The sequence below is a fragment of the Nocardioides marinus genome, from assembly GCF_013408145.1.
GTDB lineage: Bacteria > Actinomycetota > Actinomycetes > Propionibacteriales > Nocardioidaceae > Nocardioides > Nocardioides marinus.
The window spans coordinates 1,183,850-1,200,411 of record NZ_JACBZI010000001.1; the positions used below are offsets into that span (position 1 = coordinate 1,183,850).

General features: G+C 71.5%; 17 protein-coding genes. 10 read left to right on the forward strand and 7 right to left on the reverse strand.

Annotation, left to right across the window (positions count from 1 at the left end):
• Positions 1-56: 56 nt before the first annotated feature.
• Entirely contained in the window at positions 57-632 is a 576-nt protein-coding gene (locus tag BKA05_RS05760; protein ID WP_179530574.1) for a cob(I)yrinic acid a,c-diamide adenosyltransferase, read from the reverse strand.
• Between the two features lie 153 nt (positions 633-785).
• On the opposite strand from BKA05_RS05760, the gene BKA05_RS05765 reads away from it, so the two are divergent.
• The 4 genes from BKA05_RS05765 to BKA05_RS05780 all read left to right on the forward strand — a co-directional run bounded on the left by BKA05_RS05765 (position 786) and on the right by BKA05_RS05780 (position 4,024).
• Entirely contained in the window at positions 786-1,091 is a 306-nt protein-coding gene (locus tag BKA05_RS05765; RefSeq protein WP_179530575.1) for an STAS domain-containing protein, read from the forward strand.
• Between the two features lie 23 nt (positions 1,092-1,114).
• Positions 1,115-3,190, forward strand: a complete 2,076-nt coding sequence (locus tag BKA05_RS05770; protein ID WP_343045539.1) for a protein meaA — start codon at positions 1,115-1,117, stop codon at positions 3,188-3,190.
• Between the two features lie 70 nt (positions 3,191-3,260).
• A complete protein-coding gene (locus tag BKA05_RS05775) occupies positions 3,261-3,488 on the forward strand; it encodes a hypothetical protein (protein ID WP_179529588.1) in 228 nt (75 codons plus the stop codon).
• An 11-nt stretch (positions 3,489-3,499) separates the two neighbouring features.
• Positions 3,500-4,024, forward strand: a complete 525-nt coding sequence (locus BKA05_RS05780) for a ferritin-like domain-containing protein (protein ID WP_179530577.1) — start codon at positions 3,500-3,502, stop codon at positions 4,022-4,024.
• A gap of 42 nt (positions 4,025-4,066) precedes the next feature.
• Here BKA05_RS05780 and BKA05_RS05785 read toward each other — a convergent pair whose 3' ends face one another.
• Positions 4,067-5,185, reverse strand: a complete 1,119-nt coding sequence (locus BKA05_RS05785) for an alpha/beta fold hydrolase (RefSeq protein WP_179530578.1) — start codon at positions 5,183-5,185, stop codon at positions 4,067-4,069.
• A 96-nt stretch (positions 5,186-5,281) separates the two neighbouring features.
• On the opposite strand from BKA05_RS05785, the gene BKA05_RS05790 reads away from it, so the two are divergent.
• Genes BKA05_RS05790 through BKA05_RS05800 form a run of 3 tightly spaced genes read left to right on the forward strand, consistent with a single transcriptional unit; the run spans position 5,282 to position 8,182 of the window.
• Positions 5,282-6,208 carry an FAD-dependent oxidoreductase gene (locus BKA05_RS05790; RefSeq protein WP_179530579.1) on the forward strand — a complete coding sequence of 309 codons (927 nt, stop codon included), beginning with the start codon at positions 5,282-5,284 and terminating at the stop codon, positions 6,206-6,208.
• A gap of 10 nt (positions 6,209-6,218) precedes the next feature.
• Positions 6,219-7,685 (forward strand): PAS domain S-box protein, encoded by a 1,467-nt coding sequence (locus tag BKA05_RS05795; protein ID WP_179530580.1) that lies wholly within the window; start codon positions 6,219-6,221, stop codon positions 7,683-7,685.
• On the forward strand, positions 7,682-8,182 hold the full coding sequence (locus tag BKA05_RS05800) for an SRPBCC family protein (RefSeq protein ID WP_218842316.1): 501 nt from the start codon (positions 7,682-7,684) through the stop codon (positions 8,180-8,182). Before BKA05_RS05795 ends, BKA05_RS05800 begins: the two co-directional genes overlap by 4 nt.
• On the opposite strand, the gene BKA05_RS05805 is transcribed toward BKA05_RS05800, so the two are convergent.
• Both BKA05_RS05805 and nucS read right to left on the reverse strand, forming a co-directional pair.
• Complete coding sequence (locus BKA05_RS05805) at positions 8,157-8,690, reverse strand: DUF952 domain-containing protein (protein ID WP_179530581.1); 534 nt, start codon at positions 8,688-8,690, stop codon at positions 8,157-8,159. The genes BKA05_RS05800 and BKA05_RS05805 overlap by 26 nt on opposite strands.
• Positions 8,691-8,699: 9 nt before the next feature.
• Complete coding sequence (nucS, locus tag BKA05_RS05810) at positions 8,700-9,386, reverse strand: endonuclease NucS (RefSeq protein WP_179530582.1); 687 nt, start codon at positions 9,384-9,386, stop codon at positions 8,700-8,702.
• Between the two features lie 73 nt (positions 9,387-9,459).
• Here nucS and BKA05_RS05815 point away from each other — a divergent pair, with 73 nt between their 5' ends.
• From BKA05_RS05815 to BKA05_RS05825, 3 genes are read left to right on the forward strand one after another with little or no spacing between them, the layout of a single operon-like run.
• Positions 9,460-11,019 carry an alanine/glycine:cation symporter family protein gene (locus BKA05_RS05815; protein WP_179530583.1) on the forward strand — a complete coding sequence of 520 codons (1,560 nt, stop codon included), beginning with the start codon at positions 9,460-9,462 and terminating at the stop codon, positions 11,017-11,019.
• 19 nt (positions 11,020-11,038) lie between these two features.
• Complete coding sequence (locus BKA05_RS05820) at positions 11,039-11,659, forward strand: GNAT family N-acetyltransferase (RefSeq protein ID WP_218842318.1); 621 nt, start codon at positions 11,039-11,041, stop codon at positions 11,657-11,659.
• Positions 11,660-11,667: 8 nt separating this feature from the next.
• Positions 11,668-13,473, forward strand: coding sequence for a 3-hydroxyacyl-CoA dehydrogenase family protein (locus tag BKA05_RS05825; RefSeq protein ID WP_246289764.1), 1,806 nt, complete (start codon positions 11,668-11,670; stop codon positions 13,471-13,473).
• 66 nt (positions 13,474-13,539) lie between these two features.
• Here BKA05_RS05825 and BKA05_RS05830 read toward each other — a convergent pair whose 3' ends face one another.
• From BKA05_RS05830 to BKA05_RS05840, 3 genes are all read right to left on the reverse strand, one after another.
• Positions 13,540-13,917, reverse strand: a complete 378-nt coding sequence (locus BKA05_RS05830; RefSeq protein ID WP_179530584.1) for a response regulator — start codon at positions 13,915-13,917, stop codon at positions 13,540-13,542.
• Positions 13,918-14,071: 154 nt separating this feature from the next.
• A complete protein-coding gene (locus BKA05_RS05835; protein ID WP_179530585.1) occupies positions 14,072-15,949 on the reverse strand; it encodes a S8 family peptidase in 1,878 nt (625 codons plus the stop codon).
• A gap of 54 nt (positions 15,950-16,003) precedes the next feature.
• A complete protein-coding gene (locus BKA05_RS05840) occupies positions 16,004-16,543 on the reverse strand; it encodes an ABATE domain-containing protein (protein WP_179530586.1) in 540 nt (179 codons plus the stop codon).
• Positions 16,544-16,562 lie beyond the last annotated feature (19 nt).

Below are 16,562 nucleotides of genomic sequence, written 5' to 3' on the forward strand. Positions count from 1 at the left end.
ACGGTCGGGAGGTCACCGGCGCACATGACCGACGTGCGCGAGTGCGTCGGCTGCGGTCAGGAACGCTCGCCGCCGGGCACCCACAAGACGTCGCCCTGCTCCCGGTTGGCGTGGCGGGCCAGGATGAAGACGAGGTCGGAGAGCCGGTTGAGGTAGGTGATGGCCAGCTTGTTCATGCTGTCGCCGTGCTGCTCGAAGGCGGCCCAGGCCGAGCGCTCGGCCCGGCGGACGACGGTGCGGGCGACGTGCAGGTGGGCCGCGCCCGGCGTACCGCCGGAGAGGATGAAGGAGCGCAGGGTCTCGAGGTGCTCGTTGTACTCGTCGCACCAGGCCTCGAGGCGGTCGACGTAGTCCTGCTCGACGCGCAGCGGCGGGAACTCGGGGTCCTCCACGACGGGGGTGCAGAAGTCGGCGCCGACGTCGAAGAGGTCGTTCTGGACGTGGGTGAGCACGGCGACGACGTCCTCGTCCAGGCCCCCGGACGCGACTGCGAGCCCGATCGTCGCGTTGGCCTCGTCGACGTCGGCGTAGGCGTGCAGCCGCAGGTCGTTCTTGGTGGTCAGGCTCATGTCGCCGAGGCGGGTCTCCCCGGCGTCGCCGGTGCGGGTGTAGATGCGCGTCAGGTTGACCATGACCGCGAGCCTAGTCACAGGTCCGGCACAGCCGGTTGACGGTTCCACCACCGACACGACCGAGAAAGTCCGGACGCAGGTGCAACCGAAATGAGGTGGCGGGCGTCAGTGTGGTGAGAGCAACCTGGGGGCGCACGTCTCGGGAGGTAGGACATGGACATCACGACCGACGGGCCGACGCTCGTCCTGCGCGGCGACCTCGACGTCCGCTGCACGCCACAGGTCCGCTCGGCGCTCTACGACCACCTCGCGGAGCACCCGCACGTGGTCGCGGACCTGACCGACGTCGGCTCGGTGGACCTCACCGCCCTGCGGGTGCTGGCGATGGCCTCACGGACGGCGGCTCGGGAGGGGCACCACCTGACGTTGCGCGGCTGCGGGCCCGCCGTGCGCCGGATGCTGCACCTGTCCCACCTGATCCGGGTCGTGGACGTCGAGCGGGAGCCGGCCACGGCCTGAGCCGCGGGCGCGTCGCGTCCTGAGTGGCATTGGCCACATGGACGGAGGTTACCGGCGCGTACAACTCGTTCTACCCTCGGACCATGACCGAGAACGCCACTCCCGCTCGCCCCGAGAAGGACCGTCCCTGGGTGATGCGGACCTACGCCGGCCACTCGACCGCGACCGCGTCCAACCAGCTCTACCGGACCAACCTCGCCAAGGGGCAGACGGGTCTCTCGGTCGCCTTCGACCTCCCCACGCAGACCGGCTACGACCCCGACTCCGCGATGGCGCGCGGCGAGGTCGGCAAGGTCGGCGTGCCGGTCATGCACCTCGGCGAGATGCGCAAGCTCTTCGACGGCATCCCGCTGACGGAGATGAACACCTCGATGACCATCAACGCGGTCGCGATGTGGATGCTCGCGATGTACCAGGTCGCCGCCGAGGAGCAGAACCCCGACCTCTCGCCCGAGGAGGTCGCGGCGCAGCTGGCCGGCACCACCCAGAACGACATCATCAAGGAGTACCTCTCCCGCGGGACCTACGCGTTCCCGCCCGAGGCCTCGATGCGGCTGATCGCGGACATGATCGCCTACACCGTCCACCAGATCCCGAAGTGGAACCCGATCAACATCTGCAGCTACCACCTGCAGGAGGCCGGGGCGACGCCCACCCAGGAGCTCGCCTACGCGCTGTGCACCGCCATCGCCGTGCTGGACGAGGTCAAGAGCTCGGGCCAGGTCTCGGAGGAGGACTTCGGCAAGGTCGTCGGCCGGATCTCGTTCTTCGTCAACGCCGGCGTGCGCTTCGTCGAGGAGACCTGCAAGATGCGGGCCTTCGTCGAGCTCTGGGACGAGATCACCCGCGAGCGCTACGGGGTGCAGGACCCGAAGATGCGCCGCTTCCGCTACGGCGTCCAGGTCAACTCCCTGGGCCTCACCGAGGCCCAGCCGGAGAACAACGTCCAGCGCATCGTGCTCGAGATGCTGGGCGTCACGCTCTCGAAGAACGCGCGCGCCCGCGCCCTGCAGCTCCCCGCGTGGAACGAGGCCCTCGGTCTGCCGCGTCCCTGGGACCAGCAGTGGTCGCTGCGTCTGCAGCAGGTGCTCGCCTTCGAGTCAGACCTGCTGGAGTACGACGACATCTTCGACGGCTCGCACGTCATCGAGGCCAAGGTCGCCGAGCTCGTCGCCGGCGCCAAGGCCGAGATCGACCGGGTGCAGGCGATGGGCGGGGCGATCGCGGCGGTGGAGTACATGAAGGGCGAGCTCGTCTCCTCCCACGCCGCTCGTCGGGCGCGCATCGAGGCCGGCGAGGAGATCATCGTCGGGGTCAACAAGTTCGAGACCACCGAGCCCTCCCCGCTCACCTCCGACCTCGACGGGGCGATCATGGTCGCCGACCCCGAGGCCGAGAAGACCGCCCGTGCGAGCGTGGAGGAGTGGAAGGCCCAGCGCGACCCGCAGGCGGTCGAGGAGGCGCTGCGCGCGCTGGCCGAGGCCGCCAAGGGCACCGACAACCTGATGCACGCCACCCTGGCCGCCGCCCGCGCGGGAGCGACCACGGGGGAATGGGCCGGCACCCTGCGTGAGGTCTTCGGCGAGTTCCGCGCCCCCACCGGTGTCTCCGGCGCCGTGGGTGTCGCCGAGGCGGGCGCCGAGCTCGCCGAGGTGCGTGAGCGGGTCAGGGTGACCGGCGAGGAGCTGGGCGGTCGTCTGCGCCTGCTGGTCGGCAAGCCGGGGCTCGACGGCCACTCCAACGGTGCCGAGCAGGTGGCCGTGCGCGCCCGCGACGCGGGCTTCGAGGTCATCTACCAGGGCATCCGGCTCACGCCGGAGCAGATCGTCTCGGCCGCCGTGGCCGAGGACGTGCACTGCGTGGGTCTGTCCATCCTCTCCGGGTCGCACATGGAGCTGGTGCCCGCGGTCCTGGACGGGCTCCGCGACGCCGGCCTGGACGACGTGCCCGTGATCGTCGGCGGGATCATCCCCGAGTCCGACGCGCGCCGCCTGGCCGAGCTGGGGGTCGCGGCGGTCTACACGCCCAAGGACTTCGGGCTGACCGAGATCATGGGCGGCATCGTCGAGGTCATCCGTCGGGCCAACGGCCTGGGCTGAGGCTCGTGCCGGGCCGCCCCGGGCATGAGACATAGGAAAGGCATGCCTAACTCGGTGCTACGCTCCGGGTGTGGGCAAGAAGAAGTCCGGCGCGAGCGGCAAGGGCGGCGCCAAGAAGGCCGTGCTGGTCAAGCTCCCGAAGACCAAGTGCTGCGAGTCGCGGAGCAAGTGCGCGCGCTGTCCGCTGCGCATGCTCAAGGAAGGCACCCTGCCGCCCGGCTACACCGTCAAGAAGAGGAGACTGGTCCGCGTCGACGGCCGGTCCTTCACCAAGAAGGACCTCACGAAGGTCGCCTGAGGAGACTCCCTGTGCCTGCCGCACGCTTCATCGACCAGCTCAACGCCCAGATCGGGCACGAGCTGGCCGCCCACAACCAGTACCTCGCCTGCGCGGTCCACTACGACGCGCTGACGATGCCGCAGATGGCGGCCTTCTTCTACGCCCAGGCGCTGGAGGAGCGCAGCCACGCGCTGATGATGGTGCGCTACCTCCTCGACACCGACGCCGAGGTCGCGATCCCCGGCGTCGAGGCGCCGGTCACCGGCTTCGCCGACGTCGTGGCCCCCGTCCAGCTGGCCCTGGCGCAGGAGCGGCGGGTGAGCGAGCAGATCAACGCGCTGCTGCGCGTGGCCCGTGAGGAGAGCGACTTCGCCTCCGAGCAGTTCATGCAGTGGTTCATCAAGGAGCAGGTCGAGGAAGTCGCGACCATGTCGGACCTGCTGGCCGTGGTCTCCCGCAACGTCGATGACATCGAGGACATCGAGGAGTACGTCGCGCGCGAGCAGGCGGACGCCGGGGAGGACCCGACCGCCCCTCGGATCGCCGGCGCCTGAGACCGCCGGCCCGGACCGCGCGGTTGGTCGGCCGGCCCCGGCTCAGCGCTCGACGAAGGTCGAGTCCAGCCAGCGAAGCACCGTGCGTCGTACCTGTGGTGCCTGCTTCTCCAGCGGCAGGGCCGATCCTGCGCGCGAGAAGGTCCGGGCGGTGACCGAGTCGGCAGCCCGGTAGCGGCCGGCCTGTGCGTCCGCGGAGGCGTCCCGGGTGCGCACGTCGCGCCCACCCTGCAGGACCAGGACGTCCGCCTCGACGGCACGGGTGCCGAGGTTGAGGGCGCCGACGGTGCCGAGCAGGCTCGTGACGTCGCCGCACGGGGTGTCGTTGCGTCGGGCCAGGGCGGCGCGGCGGACCCGCCCGGGCGCGGTGGCGAAGAGCAGCGAGGCGTAGTCGTCGGCGGTGGCGCCGAAGGGCACGTAGTCGTCGCCCAGGCACGCCGAGGTCTGGCGGGCCGCCTCCGAGATCGCGGTGCCGGAGGCTCCGGTGTCGCTCCAGCCCATCACGACCAGGCCGTCGACGTCGTCGAACTCCGCCGCCTCCAGCTGGGCGACCGCCGCCCCGACGCCGTGGCCGTGGAGCACCACCTGGGCGCCGTGGGGAACGGCCGCGCCGGGGCGAGCGACGTACTCGTAGATCCCGGCCTTCAGGTGCTGGACCACCTGGTGCAGCATCGTGGCCTGGGCCCCGAGGCAGGTGCCCCGCCCGTCGGCGAGCGGGCTGGCGTCGAAGCCCAGCCGGTCGAGGATCAGCGAGGTCTCACCGTGCCGGGCGAGCTGCCCGGCGTAGTCGTAGCGCCGGGCGCCCTGCAGGTTCCAGAACCAGCCGCCGGTCCCGGCGTCGTGCACCAGGACGTTGATGCGGGTGCTGCCGGCGTGGCCGAGCACCTCCTCGCGGGGCCCGACGAGCCGTCCGGCGACCGTGTGCACCGCGCCGTCGGCCAGGCAGGGAACGGAGGTGTCGTTGTGGTTGTTGAGCGTGAAGACCACGTCGCGGGAGATGACCCGCTGGGGATCCGGTGCTGCGGAGGACTGGCCCGCGACGGCGCCCAGCAGCGCGCCGGTGAGGGCGCCGACCACCAGGCCGGCGAGCAGCGTGCGGCCGGTGCGACGGTCGCGTCGAGAGGGTGCGATGCGTGACGAGCCGGGGTGGGGGGTGCTCATGGGCGTTGAATCTATGTCAACAGCACACTTGCGAACAAACTGTCGGTATGTGTTCCTAGCCACGCGGGCGAGTGCGGGGATGCCAGACTGCGGCCCGTGAGCAGGGTGCTGGTGGTCGGTGCAGGCGTCGTCGGGCTCAGCTGCGCGGTGCGCCTGCTGGAGTCCGGGCACCGTGTCGACGTGCTGGCCCGCGACCTGCCGCGGGAGACGACCTCCGCGGTGGCCGCCGCCCTGTGGTACCCCTACCGGGCCCTTCCCCAGGACCGCGTGACGGCCTGGGCCGCAGCCACGTTCGCCGAGCTGGCCGCGCTCGCCCGCCTGCCGCGCACGGGCGTGGAGATGGTCCCGGGGGGCGAGGTGCTGCGCCGCGCGGCGGGGGAGCCCTGGTGGGCCTCGGCCGTGCCGGACCTGCGCCGCGGGGTCGACGTGCCGCCCGGGTACGCCGACTCCTGGTCCTTCACCGCCCCCGTCGTCGAGATGCCGGTCTACCTCGACTGGCTCTCCTCCCGGGTCGCCGAGCTGGGCGGGACGGTGACCCGGCTGAACCTGTCGGCCCTGCCCACCGGTGCCGACGGCGTGGACCTGGTCGTGGACTGCGGAGGTCTCGGGAGCCGGCACCTGGCCGGAGACCCGAGCGTCGTGCCCGTGCGGGGCCAGGTGGTGCGGGTGGCGCAGGTGGGGATCGAGCGGTGGACCCTGGACGCCGACGGGCCGACGTACGTCGTGCCGCGCTCCCGCGACGTCGTGGTCGGCGGCACCGACCAGGAGGGGGAGTGGAGCCGCACGCCCGACCCGGAGGTCGCCCGGCTCATCCTGGAGCGGGCCACGCGACTCGTCCCGCAGCTGGCCGGGGCCCGCGTGCTGTCGCACCGGGTCGGACTGCGCCCGGTCCGTCCTCGGGTGCGGCTCGAGCGGGTCGGGGACGTCGTGCACTGCTACGGCCACGGAGGCGCGGGTGTGACCTTGAGCTGGGGCTGTGCCGATGAGGTCGCTTCGCTCACCGGGAGCGCGATCCTCGCCTAGGGTGGTTCCCGTGGAGGGGAGCGACCGGCTGGGCGATGCAGCCCTGTGGCGCGGTGTCGTCGACGCCTCCCCGGACGCGGTGCTGCTCGTCGACGACGAGGGGCTGATCGTCTCCGCCAACAGCCACTGCCTCGAGGTCTTCGGGACCCCTCCCGACGACCTGGTCGGACGCCCCGTCGAGACGCTGGTCCCCGCGGCCGTGCGCGCGAGCCATCCCCGGCGCCGGGCCAGCTTCGAGGGTGTCCACGGCGGACGACCGATGGGGCTGCTGCACCTGGCGGCCGCGCGGTCCGACGGCACCGAGTTCCCCGCGGAGATCTCGCTGGCCAAGGTCTCGACCGACGACGCGACCTACGTCTGTGCGACCGTGCGTGACGTCTCCTCGCGAGTGCTGGAGCAGGAGCGCTTCCGCAGCCTGCTCGAGGCGGCCCCCGACGCCATGGTCATCGTCGACGAGTCGGCCAGCATCGTCGTCGTCAATCGGCAGGTCGTGAACATCTTCGGCTACGAGCCCGAGGAGCTCCTCGGGCGCCCGATCGAGACGCTGGTGCCCGAGCGCTACCGCGAGGGGCACCACGCCCTGCGCGCGGGCTTCCTCGGGCAGCCCGGGGTCCGGCCGATGGGTTCGGGCCGCGAGCTGTACGCCGCTCGCAAGGACGGCAGCGAGTTCCCCGTCGAGATCTCCCTGTCTCCGCTGCAGACCGAGGAGGGCATCCTCGTCTCGGCGGCCGTGCGCGACATCACCGAACGGCTGCGGCTCCAGCGCGAGACCGACCGGCTGCGCGACGAGCTGGTGGCCACGGTCTCGCACGAGCTGCGGACCCCGCTGACCTCGATCATCGGCTACGTCGAGCTGATGACGGACCTGGACGAGGAGGACCTGAGCCTCCCCGCCCGCCGGATGCTCGAGGTCATCGAGCGCAACGCCAACCGTGAGCTGCGCCTGGTCAACGACCTGCTGGACCTCTCCTCCATCGACGTGACCACGGTGGAGGAGCCCCAGCGGGTCTCCCTGGCCACCGTCGCCCGCTCCAGCGCCGAGGGTGCCGGGGCTGCGGCGCTGAGCAAGGCCATGTCGGTCTCGGTGCAGGTCCCGCCCGGGCTCTTCGTGGAGGGCGACCCCGTGCGGCTCGCCCAGGTCCTCGACAACCTGGTCGCGAACGCGTTCAAGTTCAGCGCCGCCGGCGGTGAGGTCGTGGTGGCCGGTGGGCGTGAGGGCGAGGAGGTCTGGCTGGAGGTGAGGGACCGGGGGACCGGCATCCCGCCGGAGGACCTGCCGCGGATCTTCGACCGGCTCTTCCGTTCCGCCGACGCGGTGCGCGACCAGGTGCCGGGCGCCGGCCTCGGCCTGACCATCGCCCGTGCGATCGTGGACGCGCACCGTGGCAGGATCAGCGCCACGAGCACCCTGGGGGAGGGGACCACCGTGCGCGTGGTGCTGCCCGAGGCGCCCGCCGTGATCGAGGAGACCGGATGACCGCCCTGCACCCCTGCCGCCCCGTCGGGCTCGACTACCTCGAGTCCGCGCCCGCGGTCTTCACCAACTCCGTCGACATCGCCCTGACGCCCGAGGAGCTCTTCGACGTGCTGGCGCGCGCCGACACCTGGTCGCGGTGGGCGTCGGTGATCACCGATGTCGAGTACACCTCCCCGGCGCCGTACGGCGTCGGCACGACCCGTGTGGTGACCATGCGCGGCGGGATCGTCGGGGACGAGGAGTTCCTGGCCTGGGAGCCCGGACGCCGACTGGCCTTCCGCTTCAACGCCTCCTCGACCTCGGCGCTCAGCGCCTTCCTGGAGGACTACCGGATCGAGCCGACCGGCTCGGGCTGCCGGCTGACCTGGACGCTCGCCCAGGAGCTCTCCGGCCCGTCGAAGGTCCTCGCGCCGCTGACGGGGCCGCTGTGCAACCTGGCGTTCCGCCACTTCCTCAAGAACCTCCAGCGGCTCACGGCCGCCGGCGTCCCCGCCTGAGGAGCAGCCACACGACGAGCAGGCCCACTGCCAGCCCGCCGGCGGCGCCGGCCAGGGTCTCCGGGCCACCGTCCACGCCTCCGACCATCACCGCACCGGTGGCGGAGAGGATGATCAGCGCGAAGCCGATCGCCGCGTTGCGCAGCACCTCGCGCAGGAACAGGGCGCTGAACGACGTGGCGGCCAGGGCCTCCTCGACCGGCACGGCCCGCACCACGGCGGTCACGGGCACCGGCCCCTGGATGTGGGGGAAGGTCTCGGTGCCCCCGGGCTCGCCCGGCTCCTCGACGACCGGACAGCCGAGCCGGTCGGTGTCGATCTCGAGGAGCAGCAACGGCTCGTCGGCGTCGGCGTAGAACCGCGCGTGCACCCCGCGCCACTGCTCGGCGCGGCTGGCGTGGATGAACCCCTCCTCGGCCAGGGTGCGGCCCCGGGTGGAGGTGGTGTAGGCGCCGTCGCGCCGGGCCTGCGCCCAGTCCGCGGCGGTCGCCACGTGGAAGACCAGCATGGGTCCCTCTCAGAAGAGTCGGTGCTCGGCGTCGTCGTCCATGCCGCGCAGGGCGTCGTAGTCGACGACCGCGCAGGTGATGCCGCGGTCCTCGGCCAGGACCCGGGCCTGCGGCTTGATGGCCTGGGCGGCGAAGATGCCCCGGACGGCGCCCCTGCCGGTCAGCAGCGGGTCACGGTTGAGCAGCTCGAGGTAGCGGGTCAGCTGCTCGACCCCGTCGATCTCGCCGCGGCGCTTGATCTCGACGGCGACGCTGAGGCCCTCCGCGTCGCGGCACATCAGGTCCACGGGCCCGATCGCGGTCGGGAACTCACGACGCACCAGCGTGAGCCCGTCGGCGAGGGTGGCCGGGTGCTCGGCGAGCAGCTCCTGCAGGTGCTTCTCGACGCCGTCCTTCTGCAGCCCGGGGTCGACCCCGAGGTCGTGGGAGCTGTCGTGGAGCACCTCCTCGATGAGGATGCGCAGGGTGTCGTCGGTCTTCCCGGTCACCGTCCACTCGACCCGGCCGTCCTCGGTGCTGCCCTCGCGCAGGGCGCACGGCGGGGACATCCAGTTCAGGGGCTTGTAGGACCCGCCGTCGGAGTGGACCAGCACCGACCCGTCCGCCTTGATCATCAGCACCCGGGTGGCCATGGGCAGGTGGGCGGTCAGCCGGCCGGCGTAGTCGACCTGGCAGCGCGCGACGACGAGTCTCACGCGGCCCGAGGGTACCCGGGCTCAACCGCCCGGGTGGTCCGGGGACCGGACGGGTGGTGTTGCATGGCCGGCTATGACCATTCTCGGAACCGTCACGGGCATGATCCCCCTGGCCGCTGAGTCCGACAGCGGGTTCATCCCCAGCCTGGAGAAGGCGATCAACGACGCCTTCGACCCCATCGCGACCGCCGTCACCTCGGTGATCTTCTGGGAGCTGCCGCTCGGCGACTACTCCTTCCCCCTCATCGTGCTGTGGCTCGTGGTGGCCGCCGCGGTCTTCACCGTCTACTTCCGCGGCGTGCAGTTCCGCTCCCTGGGCACGGCGTGGGCGCTCGTGCGCGGTCGGTACTCGCGCTCCAGCGACCCCGGGGAGGTGACGCACTTCCAGGCGCTGTCCTCGGCCGTGTCCGGCACGGTGGGACTCGGCAACATCGCCGGTGTCGCGGTCGCGGTCACCGTCGGTGGACCCGGTGCGACGTTCTGGATGATCCTGGCCGGGCTGCTCGGCATGTGCACCAAGTTCGTCGAGTGCACCCTGGGCGTGCGCTACCGCGAGGTCCACGAGGACGGCACCGTAACCGGAGGGCCGTTCCGCTACATGCCGGTCGCCTTCGAGCGGTTCGGTCCCGGCGTCGGCAAGGTCGCCATGGGCATCTTCGCCGTCGCACTGATCCTGTTCGGCGCCCTGGGCGGCAACGCCTTCCAGTCCAACCAGACCTACGCCCAGGCCGTCAACGTCACCGGCGGCGAGGACTCCTTCCTCGCCTCCAGCGGGGCGTCCTTCGGCTTCGGCCTCGTGCTCGCCCTGCTCGTCGGCGTCGTGATCCTCGGTGGTGTGACCTCGATCGCGCGGGTCACCTCCAAGCTCGTGCCCGTCATGGCGCTGATCTACGTCGGCGCCTGCCTGCTGGTCATCGGCATCAACGCCACCGAGGTGCCGGGCGCGATCGGGCGCATCGTCGAGGGGGCCTTCGCCCCGGAGGGCATCACCGGCGGTGCGATCGGCGTGCTGATCATCGGTTTCCAGCGGGCGGCGTTCTCCAACGAGGCCGGTGTGGGCTCGGCACCCATCGTCCACTCGGCCGTCAAGACCCGCCACCCGGTCAGCGAGGGCTTCGTGGCCCTGCTCGAGCCGTTCATCGACACCGTGGTGATCTGCACGATGACCGCCCTCACGATCGTCATCGCCGCCGAGGGGACCAACTACGACGAGCTCGTCGGCGGTGGCCTCGACAGCGCGGGCGGTGTCACGCTCACCTCGGACTCCTTCAACACCTTCATCCCGGGCTTCGACAACGTCCTGGCCCTCGCCGTGGCGCTGTTCGCCTTCTCCACGCTCATCACCTGGGCCTACTACACGATGCGTGCGTGGACCTCGCTGGTCGGCAAGACGACGTTCAACGAGAACGTCTTCAAGGTCATGTTCTGCGTGTTCACCGTGCTGGGTGCCGTCGTGGACCTGGGCTCGGTCCTGAGCTTCGCGGACGCCATGCTGTTCGTGTGTGCGATCTTCAACCTCCTGGCCTGCTACCTCCTGCTGCCCAAGGTGCGCGAGGAGATGCGCTCCTTCCTCGACGGGATCCGCAGCGGCGAGATCTCCGAGGTCCCCGTGGAGGAGCGCGCCACGACCTGAGCCACCCGGGGCGCCGGCGGTGAGCCTGTCGGTCCGTCCGGCGCGGCCCTCCGAGATGCGGCACCTCGCCGCTGTCGAGGACTCGGGGGCCGCGCCGTTCCGGGACTGGTTCGGTGCCGCCGCGGTGCCCGCACTGCTGGCGCCGGCGGTGTCCGGCGCGAGCCGGGACGCAGTCCCCGGTGAGCTGCTGGTGGCGGCGGACCCCGCGTACGCCGGGACGGGGCCGCTGGGGTTCGTCCACCTGCTGTGGCTGGACGCCGACGACGGGTCGGTCACGGCCCACCTCGAGCAGCTCTCCGTGCTGCTGCCCGACCACGGCCGCCAGGGCATCGGGACGGCCCTGGTGGAGGCCGCCTGCGAGGAGGCGCGCTGGGCCGGGCACTCCTCGCTGACGCTCTGCACCTACCGCGACGTGCCGTGGAACGGCCCGTTCTACCGACGGCTCGGCTTCGTCGAGGACCTCGACCCCCCAGCCCACCTGGAGCGGATCCGGGTGGCCGAGAGGGCTCTGGGACTGGACCGGTGTGGGGTGCGGGAGGTGCTGCGACGGGACTTGGATCGATCATCTCGGAGTGGATCGGCGCACAAGTTACCGACCAGTGAACCAGGCCACAGGCAGGGTGCCCGACCCGTGCCATGATGCCGCCCATGACCGCTCCCGAGACTCCTGACACCGCCCGCACCTTCACCACCATCGGTGTCGTGGGCCTCGGCACCATGGGTGCCGGCATCGCCGAGGTCTTCGCCCGTCACGGCTACGCCGTGGTCGGTGTGGAGAAGGACGACGAGGGCGTGGCCCGTGGTCGTCGCCACCTCGAGGCCTCCACCGGCCGCGCCGTCGCGCGCGAGAAGCTGACCCAGTCCGAGGCGGACGAGCTGCTGGGCCGGATCACCTTCTCCACCAGCCTGAAGGACCTCGCCGAGGCCGACCTGGTCGTCGAGGCCGTGGTGGAGTCGATGGAGGCGAAGGTGGCGATCTTCCGCGACCTCGACGCCATCGTCGCCGCCGACGCGATCCTGGCCACCAACACCTCCTCACTCTCCGTCACCGAGCTGTCCACCGCGACCTCGGCCCCGGGCCGGGTCGTCGGCATCCACTTCTTCAACCCCGCACCGGTGCAGCGCCTCGTGGAGGTCGTGCGCACCGTGGTGACCGAGCCCGGCGTCCTCGACGACGTCCAGGCGCTGCTCGGCTCGCTGGGCAAGAGCCCGGTCGTGTGCGGCGACAAGGCCGGCTTCATCGCCAACACCCTGCTCTTCGGCTACCTCAACCACGCGGCCTCGATGTTCGAGCAGCGATACGCCTCGCGCGAGGACATCGACGCCGCGATGCGCTTCGGCTGCGGCTACCCCATGGGGCCGCTGGCGCTGCTGGACCTCATCGGTCTCGACACCGCCTACGAGATCCTCGAGACGATGTACCGCCAGGGACGCGACCGACTGCACGCCCCGACGCCGATCCTGAAGCAGATGGTCACCGCGGGCCTGCTGGGTCGCAAGACCGGGCGCGGCTTCTACACCTACGAGCAGCCGGACTCCCCGGTCGTGGTCGACGACGCGGCGACCCCGAGCGCGGATGCCGCCCCGGCCCTGCGTCACGACATCTCCCAGGTCGGTGTCGTGGGCACCGGGACCATGGCGTCGGGCATCGTCGAGGTCTTCGCCAAGGCCGGCTACGACGTGCTCTACGTCGGTCGCTCGGCGGAGAAGGTCGAGGGCGTGCGCGCCATGATCACCAAGAACTTCGACAAGCAGATCCAGCGCGGCCGCGCCACCGAGGAGCAGAAGACCGACGTGCTCGGCCGGGTCACCGGCACGACCTCGCTGGACGACCTGGGCACGGTCGACCTCGTGGTCGAGGCCATCGCCGAGGACCTGGCGATCAAGACCACGCTCTTCGAGAACCTCGACGAGATCTGCAAGCCGGGCGCGATCCTCGCCACCACCACCTCCTCGCTGCCCATCATCGCCATGGCCAAGGTGACCTCGCGGCCGCAGGACGTCATCGGCATGCACTTCTTCAACCCGGCGACGGTCATGAAGCTGGTCGAGGTGGTCTCGACGGTCTCCACCGACGACGCGGTCACCGAGACCGTCCGGGCGCTGTGCGCCAAGGTCGGCAAGGTCGCGGTCTCCTGCACCGACCGCGCCGGGTTCATCGTCAACGCGCTGCTGTTCCCCTACCTCAACGATGCGGTGAAGATGCTGGAGGCGCACTACGCCAGCGCCGACGACATCGACACCGCGATGAAGCAGGGCTGCGCGCTGCCGATGGGACCCTTCGAGCTGCTAGACGTGGTCGGCAACGACGTGTCGCTGGCGATCCAGCGCGAGCTCTACCTGGAGTTCCGCGAGCCGGGCTTCGCGCCGGCGCCGCTGCTCGAGCACCTGGTCACCGCCGGGTACCTCGGTCGCAAGACCAAGCGCGGGTTCCGCGACTACAGCGCTCGCTGACCCCTCGAGTCCACGCAGCCGGCCCCTGCGACCGCAGGCGGGGGCCGGTCGCCCTCCTGGCCGGGCTCAGGCGGGGGCGCGTCCCGCGGAGGCCAGCAGCTCCTCCACGGCTCCGATGAGGACGGCTGAGGAGAAGGGCTTCGACACGACCTTGTCGATGCCCGCCGCGAGGGCCTGGGCGTGATCGGGCAGGGCCGTGACCATGAGCAGGGGCAACGAGGTCAGGCCGAGCTCGCCGCGGACCGCTGCGGCCAGGCCGAGCCCGTCGAGGTGGGGCATGTTCCAGTCGAGCACCACGAGGTCGGGGGTCGAGGCGCGGACCCGCTCCAGGGCGGCGCGACCGTCACCCGCGGTGACCACCTCGTGCCCATGCTTGCGCAGGAACAGCGTCATGAGCAGTGACAGGTCGGGGTCGTCGTCGACGACGAGGATCTGCTTCGGCACGGTGCTCCTGGTGGGGGTCGGGGAGTCTGGCGCCCGAGGGTCCAGGGTGACACAGCGCCGGTGATCGCGTGCCGGAACCCGGTGGGGCATGACGAAGGTCCCGTCCCGCGGACGGGACGGGACCTCCGAGGACCTCCCGGTCCGGTGCCGTGCCTCAGCGGCGCCGCAGCTGCGAGGCCGACACGAAGACCACCCGACCGTTGATCGAGTCGCTGTCGAGCGTGTCGGGGTCGGAGACGTAGTAGCCGCCGAGCTCGAGGGTGTAGTCGCCCGGGGCGACGCCCTCCAGGAGCACCGACCCGGTGCCGTGGCTGAAGAGCAGGTCGGTGCTGGTGGAGCCGACCTCCGTCCCGTCCGCTGCCACCAGGGTCGCCGTCACCTCGGCGAGGTTCGCTGCGGTGCCGGGCGTCGGGTAGACGACCGCGAGCTTCACGGCATCGGTGCCCCTGGTGACCGTCAGGTCGTGGGTGTCGAAGAACGGCAGCGGGTCGACCGCGATCGGCAGGGCGTCGGACTGCCACTGGTCGGTGCGGGTGACCTTCCAGGGGTCCTGGCGGGCCAGGCGACGGTCGGCCTTGCGCATCGCCTTGGCGATCCTCTTCGTCAGGGCCTTCCCGGAGCGGCCCTTGACCAGCGTCACGGCGCGGTCGAGGTTCACGTGGCCGTAGCCGACCTGGTAGGAGCGCAGCGTCGTCCCGTCCTCGGTGCGCACCGGGCTGGCGGTGGCCTTCATGGCCTGCTGCACCTGGGCCGGCGTGAGCCGGGGGTTGGCCTGGAGCAGCACGGCGGCCGCGCCGGCGATGTGGGGCGAGGACATCGAGGTGCCCGACGCGGAGGTGTTCCCGTGGTCGGGGCACGGGCCGATGACGGTCCCGGTGCTGTCACAGGAGGAGGAGATCGAGACCCCGGGGGCCATGATGTCGGGCTCGGTCAGCCCGACCCGGTCGCCGCGGTGGACGGTGTGCCCGTCCGCCCCGATCGCGACGGCCCGCCCGTTGTCGAACTCCAGGCCGTTGGAGGAGAAGCTCCCGCGCTGCCGGGATAGGTCGCCGGCGGCGACCGAGATGACCCACGGTGCCTGGTTGAACGGGCTCACGCTGGCCTCGGCGTCCCCCGAGCCGGAGTTGCCGGCCGAGAACACGACGGTGACGCCGCGGTCGCTGACGGCCTTGGTGGCCACGTTGACCGGGTCCTGCGGGTCGTACTGCCGGAAGCTGTTTCCCCAGGAGTTGTTGATGACGTCGATGCCCAGCAGGTCCGGCTGGTCGAGGATGTAGTCGTAGGCCGTGACCACGGCGGTCGTGGTGATCACCGCGCCGATGGCGAAGCAGGCGAGCTCGGCGTCGGGCGCGACGCCGAGGTGGTCGGGGCTGCTGGTGCCGTCGGCTGCGACGATCCCCGCCACGTGCGTGCCGTGGCCCGACCCGAGGTCGGTGTTGGAGTAGGGCGTGTCCCCCATCGGGACCGGCAGCACCGGGCTGGTGCCGGCGTTGGCGTACTCCGGGCTGAGCAGCACCACGTTGTGCACGATGTGGTCGGCGAGGTCGGGGTGGGTGCCGTCGCAGCCGGAGTCGATGACACCGACCGTGACGCCCTCGCCGGTGAGCCCCTTGCTCCTCAGCTTCCTGGCGGCGGCGGGGGAGGAGGACATGACGTCGGAGGAGGCGGTGTCGGCGTAGGAGAGGACCTCGTCGGCGCGCACGTCCAGGCCCAGGCCCTCGGGCACGATCCGCGCCAGCGTCGCGGCCGGTCCGTGGACCACGGCCATCGGCAGGGCGTCCAGGCCGCGCACGCTCAGGCCGAGCCCCCGCAGGGAGCGCAGCTGCGCGGTCGTGGGCACGTCGGCGAAACGGACGATCGCGCGGCCCGTGGGGGAGGCGAGGGCCTCGGCGGCGGTGGCGACGGGCGTCGCTGCCCGGGCTGCGGTCTGGGGGACAGTCGCGGTCGCGGGCGCCAGGGTGGCGGCGCCGGCCAGGGCGAGCGGGGCCAGGCCGGCGCAGGTGAGCGTGGCGAGGCGGCGGAGGCGGGACATCAGGGCCTTTCGGGTCGGGAACTGCCCTGCTCAACGCGCCCGACGCCTCGGCGGTTACGCCTCCCCGGCCTGTCGTGCCCGGTAGGCGGCGACGGCGTTGCGGTTGCCGCAGGTGGTCGAGCAGAACCGCTTGGAGCGGTTGCGGGAGAGGTCCAGGACGATGCCGTCGCAGTCCTGGTCCTCGCAGACCCCCAGGCGCGACATCTCGTCGGTGCGGATGACGTCGACCATCGCCATCGCCGTCTCCACAGTGATGCGTGTCGCGAGGGGGGCATCGGGAGGACAAGCGTGGATGTGCCAGTCGTAGGGGTCGTGGCGCACCAGCTGGGGGACCGCACCGGCCTCGGCCAGCATGTGGTTCACGATCTCGACCGCGTCCTCCCGGCTGGCGGTGAAGAGCTCGCGGAAGCGAGGACGCAGCGCGCGCACCTCCTCCAGCTCGGTCCGGGTGCGCTCGTGCCGACCGGTGTACTCGAAGCCGGAGTAGTAGGCGTCGAGGTCGGCCACGGTGGCCAGGGTGTCGGGGCCGGCCGTGGTGTTGGTGAGCTCGACGGCTGCCTGCAGGGACATCTCGGTGTCATGGGCGAAAACCACATTGACACGTTACTACGAC

Bases quoted from the DNA above. Each gene is read 5' to 3' on its own strand.
- BKA05_RS05825 (WP_246289764.1), top strand. From the start codon at position 11,668: ATGACCGCTCCCGAGACTCCTGACACCGCCCGCACCTTCACCACCATC.
- BKA05_RS05800 (WP_218842316.1), top strand. From the start codon at position 7,682: ATGACCGCCCTGCACCCCTGCCGCCCCGTCGGGCTCGACTACCTCGAG.
- BKA05_RS05815 (WP_179530583.1), top strand. From the start codon at position 9,460: ATGACCATTCTCGGAACCGTCACGGGCATGATCCCCCTGGCCGCTGAG.
- BKA05_RS05760 (WP_179530574.1), bottom strand. From the start codon at position 632: ATGGTCAACCTGACGCGCATCTACACCCGCACCGGCGACGCCGGGGAG.
- BKA05_RS05805 (WP_179530581.1), bottom strand. From the start codon at position 8,690: ATGCTGGTCTTCCACGTGGCGACCGCCGCGGACTGGGCGCAGGCCCGG.
- BKA05_RS05835 (WP_179530585.1), bottom strand. From the start codon at position 15,949: ATGTCCCGCCTCCGCCGCCTCGCCACGCTCACCTGCGCCGGCCTGGCC.
- BKA05_RS05785 (WP_179530578.1), bottom strand. From the start codon at position 5,185: ATGAGCACCCCCCACCCCGGCTCGTCACGCATCGCACCCTCTCGACGC.
- BKA05_RS05765 (WP_179530575.1), top strand. From the start codon at position 786: ATGGACATCACGACCGACGGGCCGACGCTCGTCCTGCGCGGCGACCTC.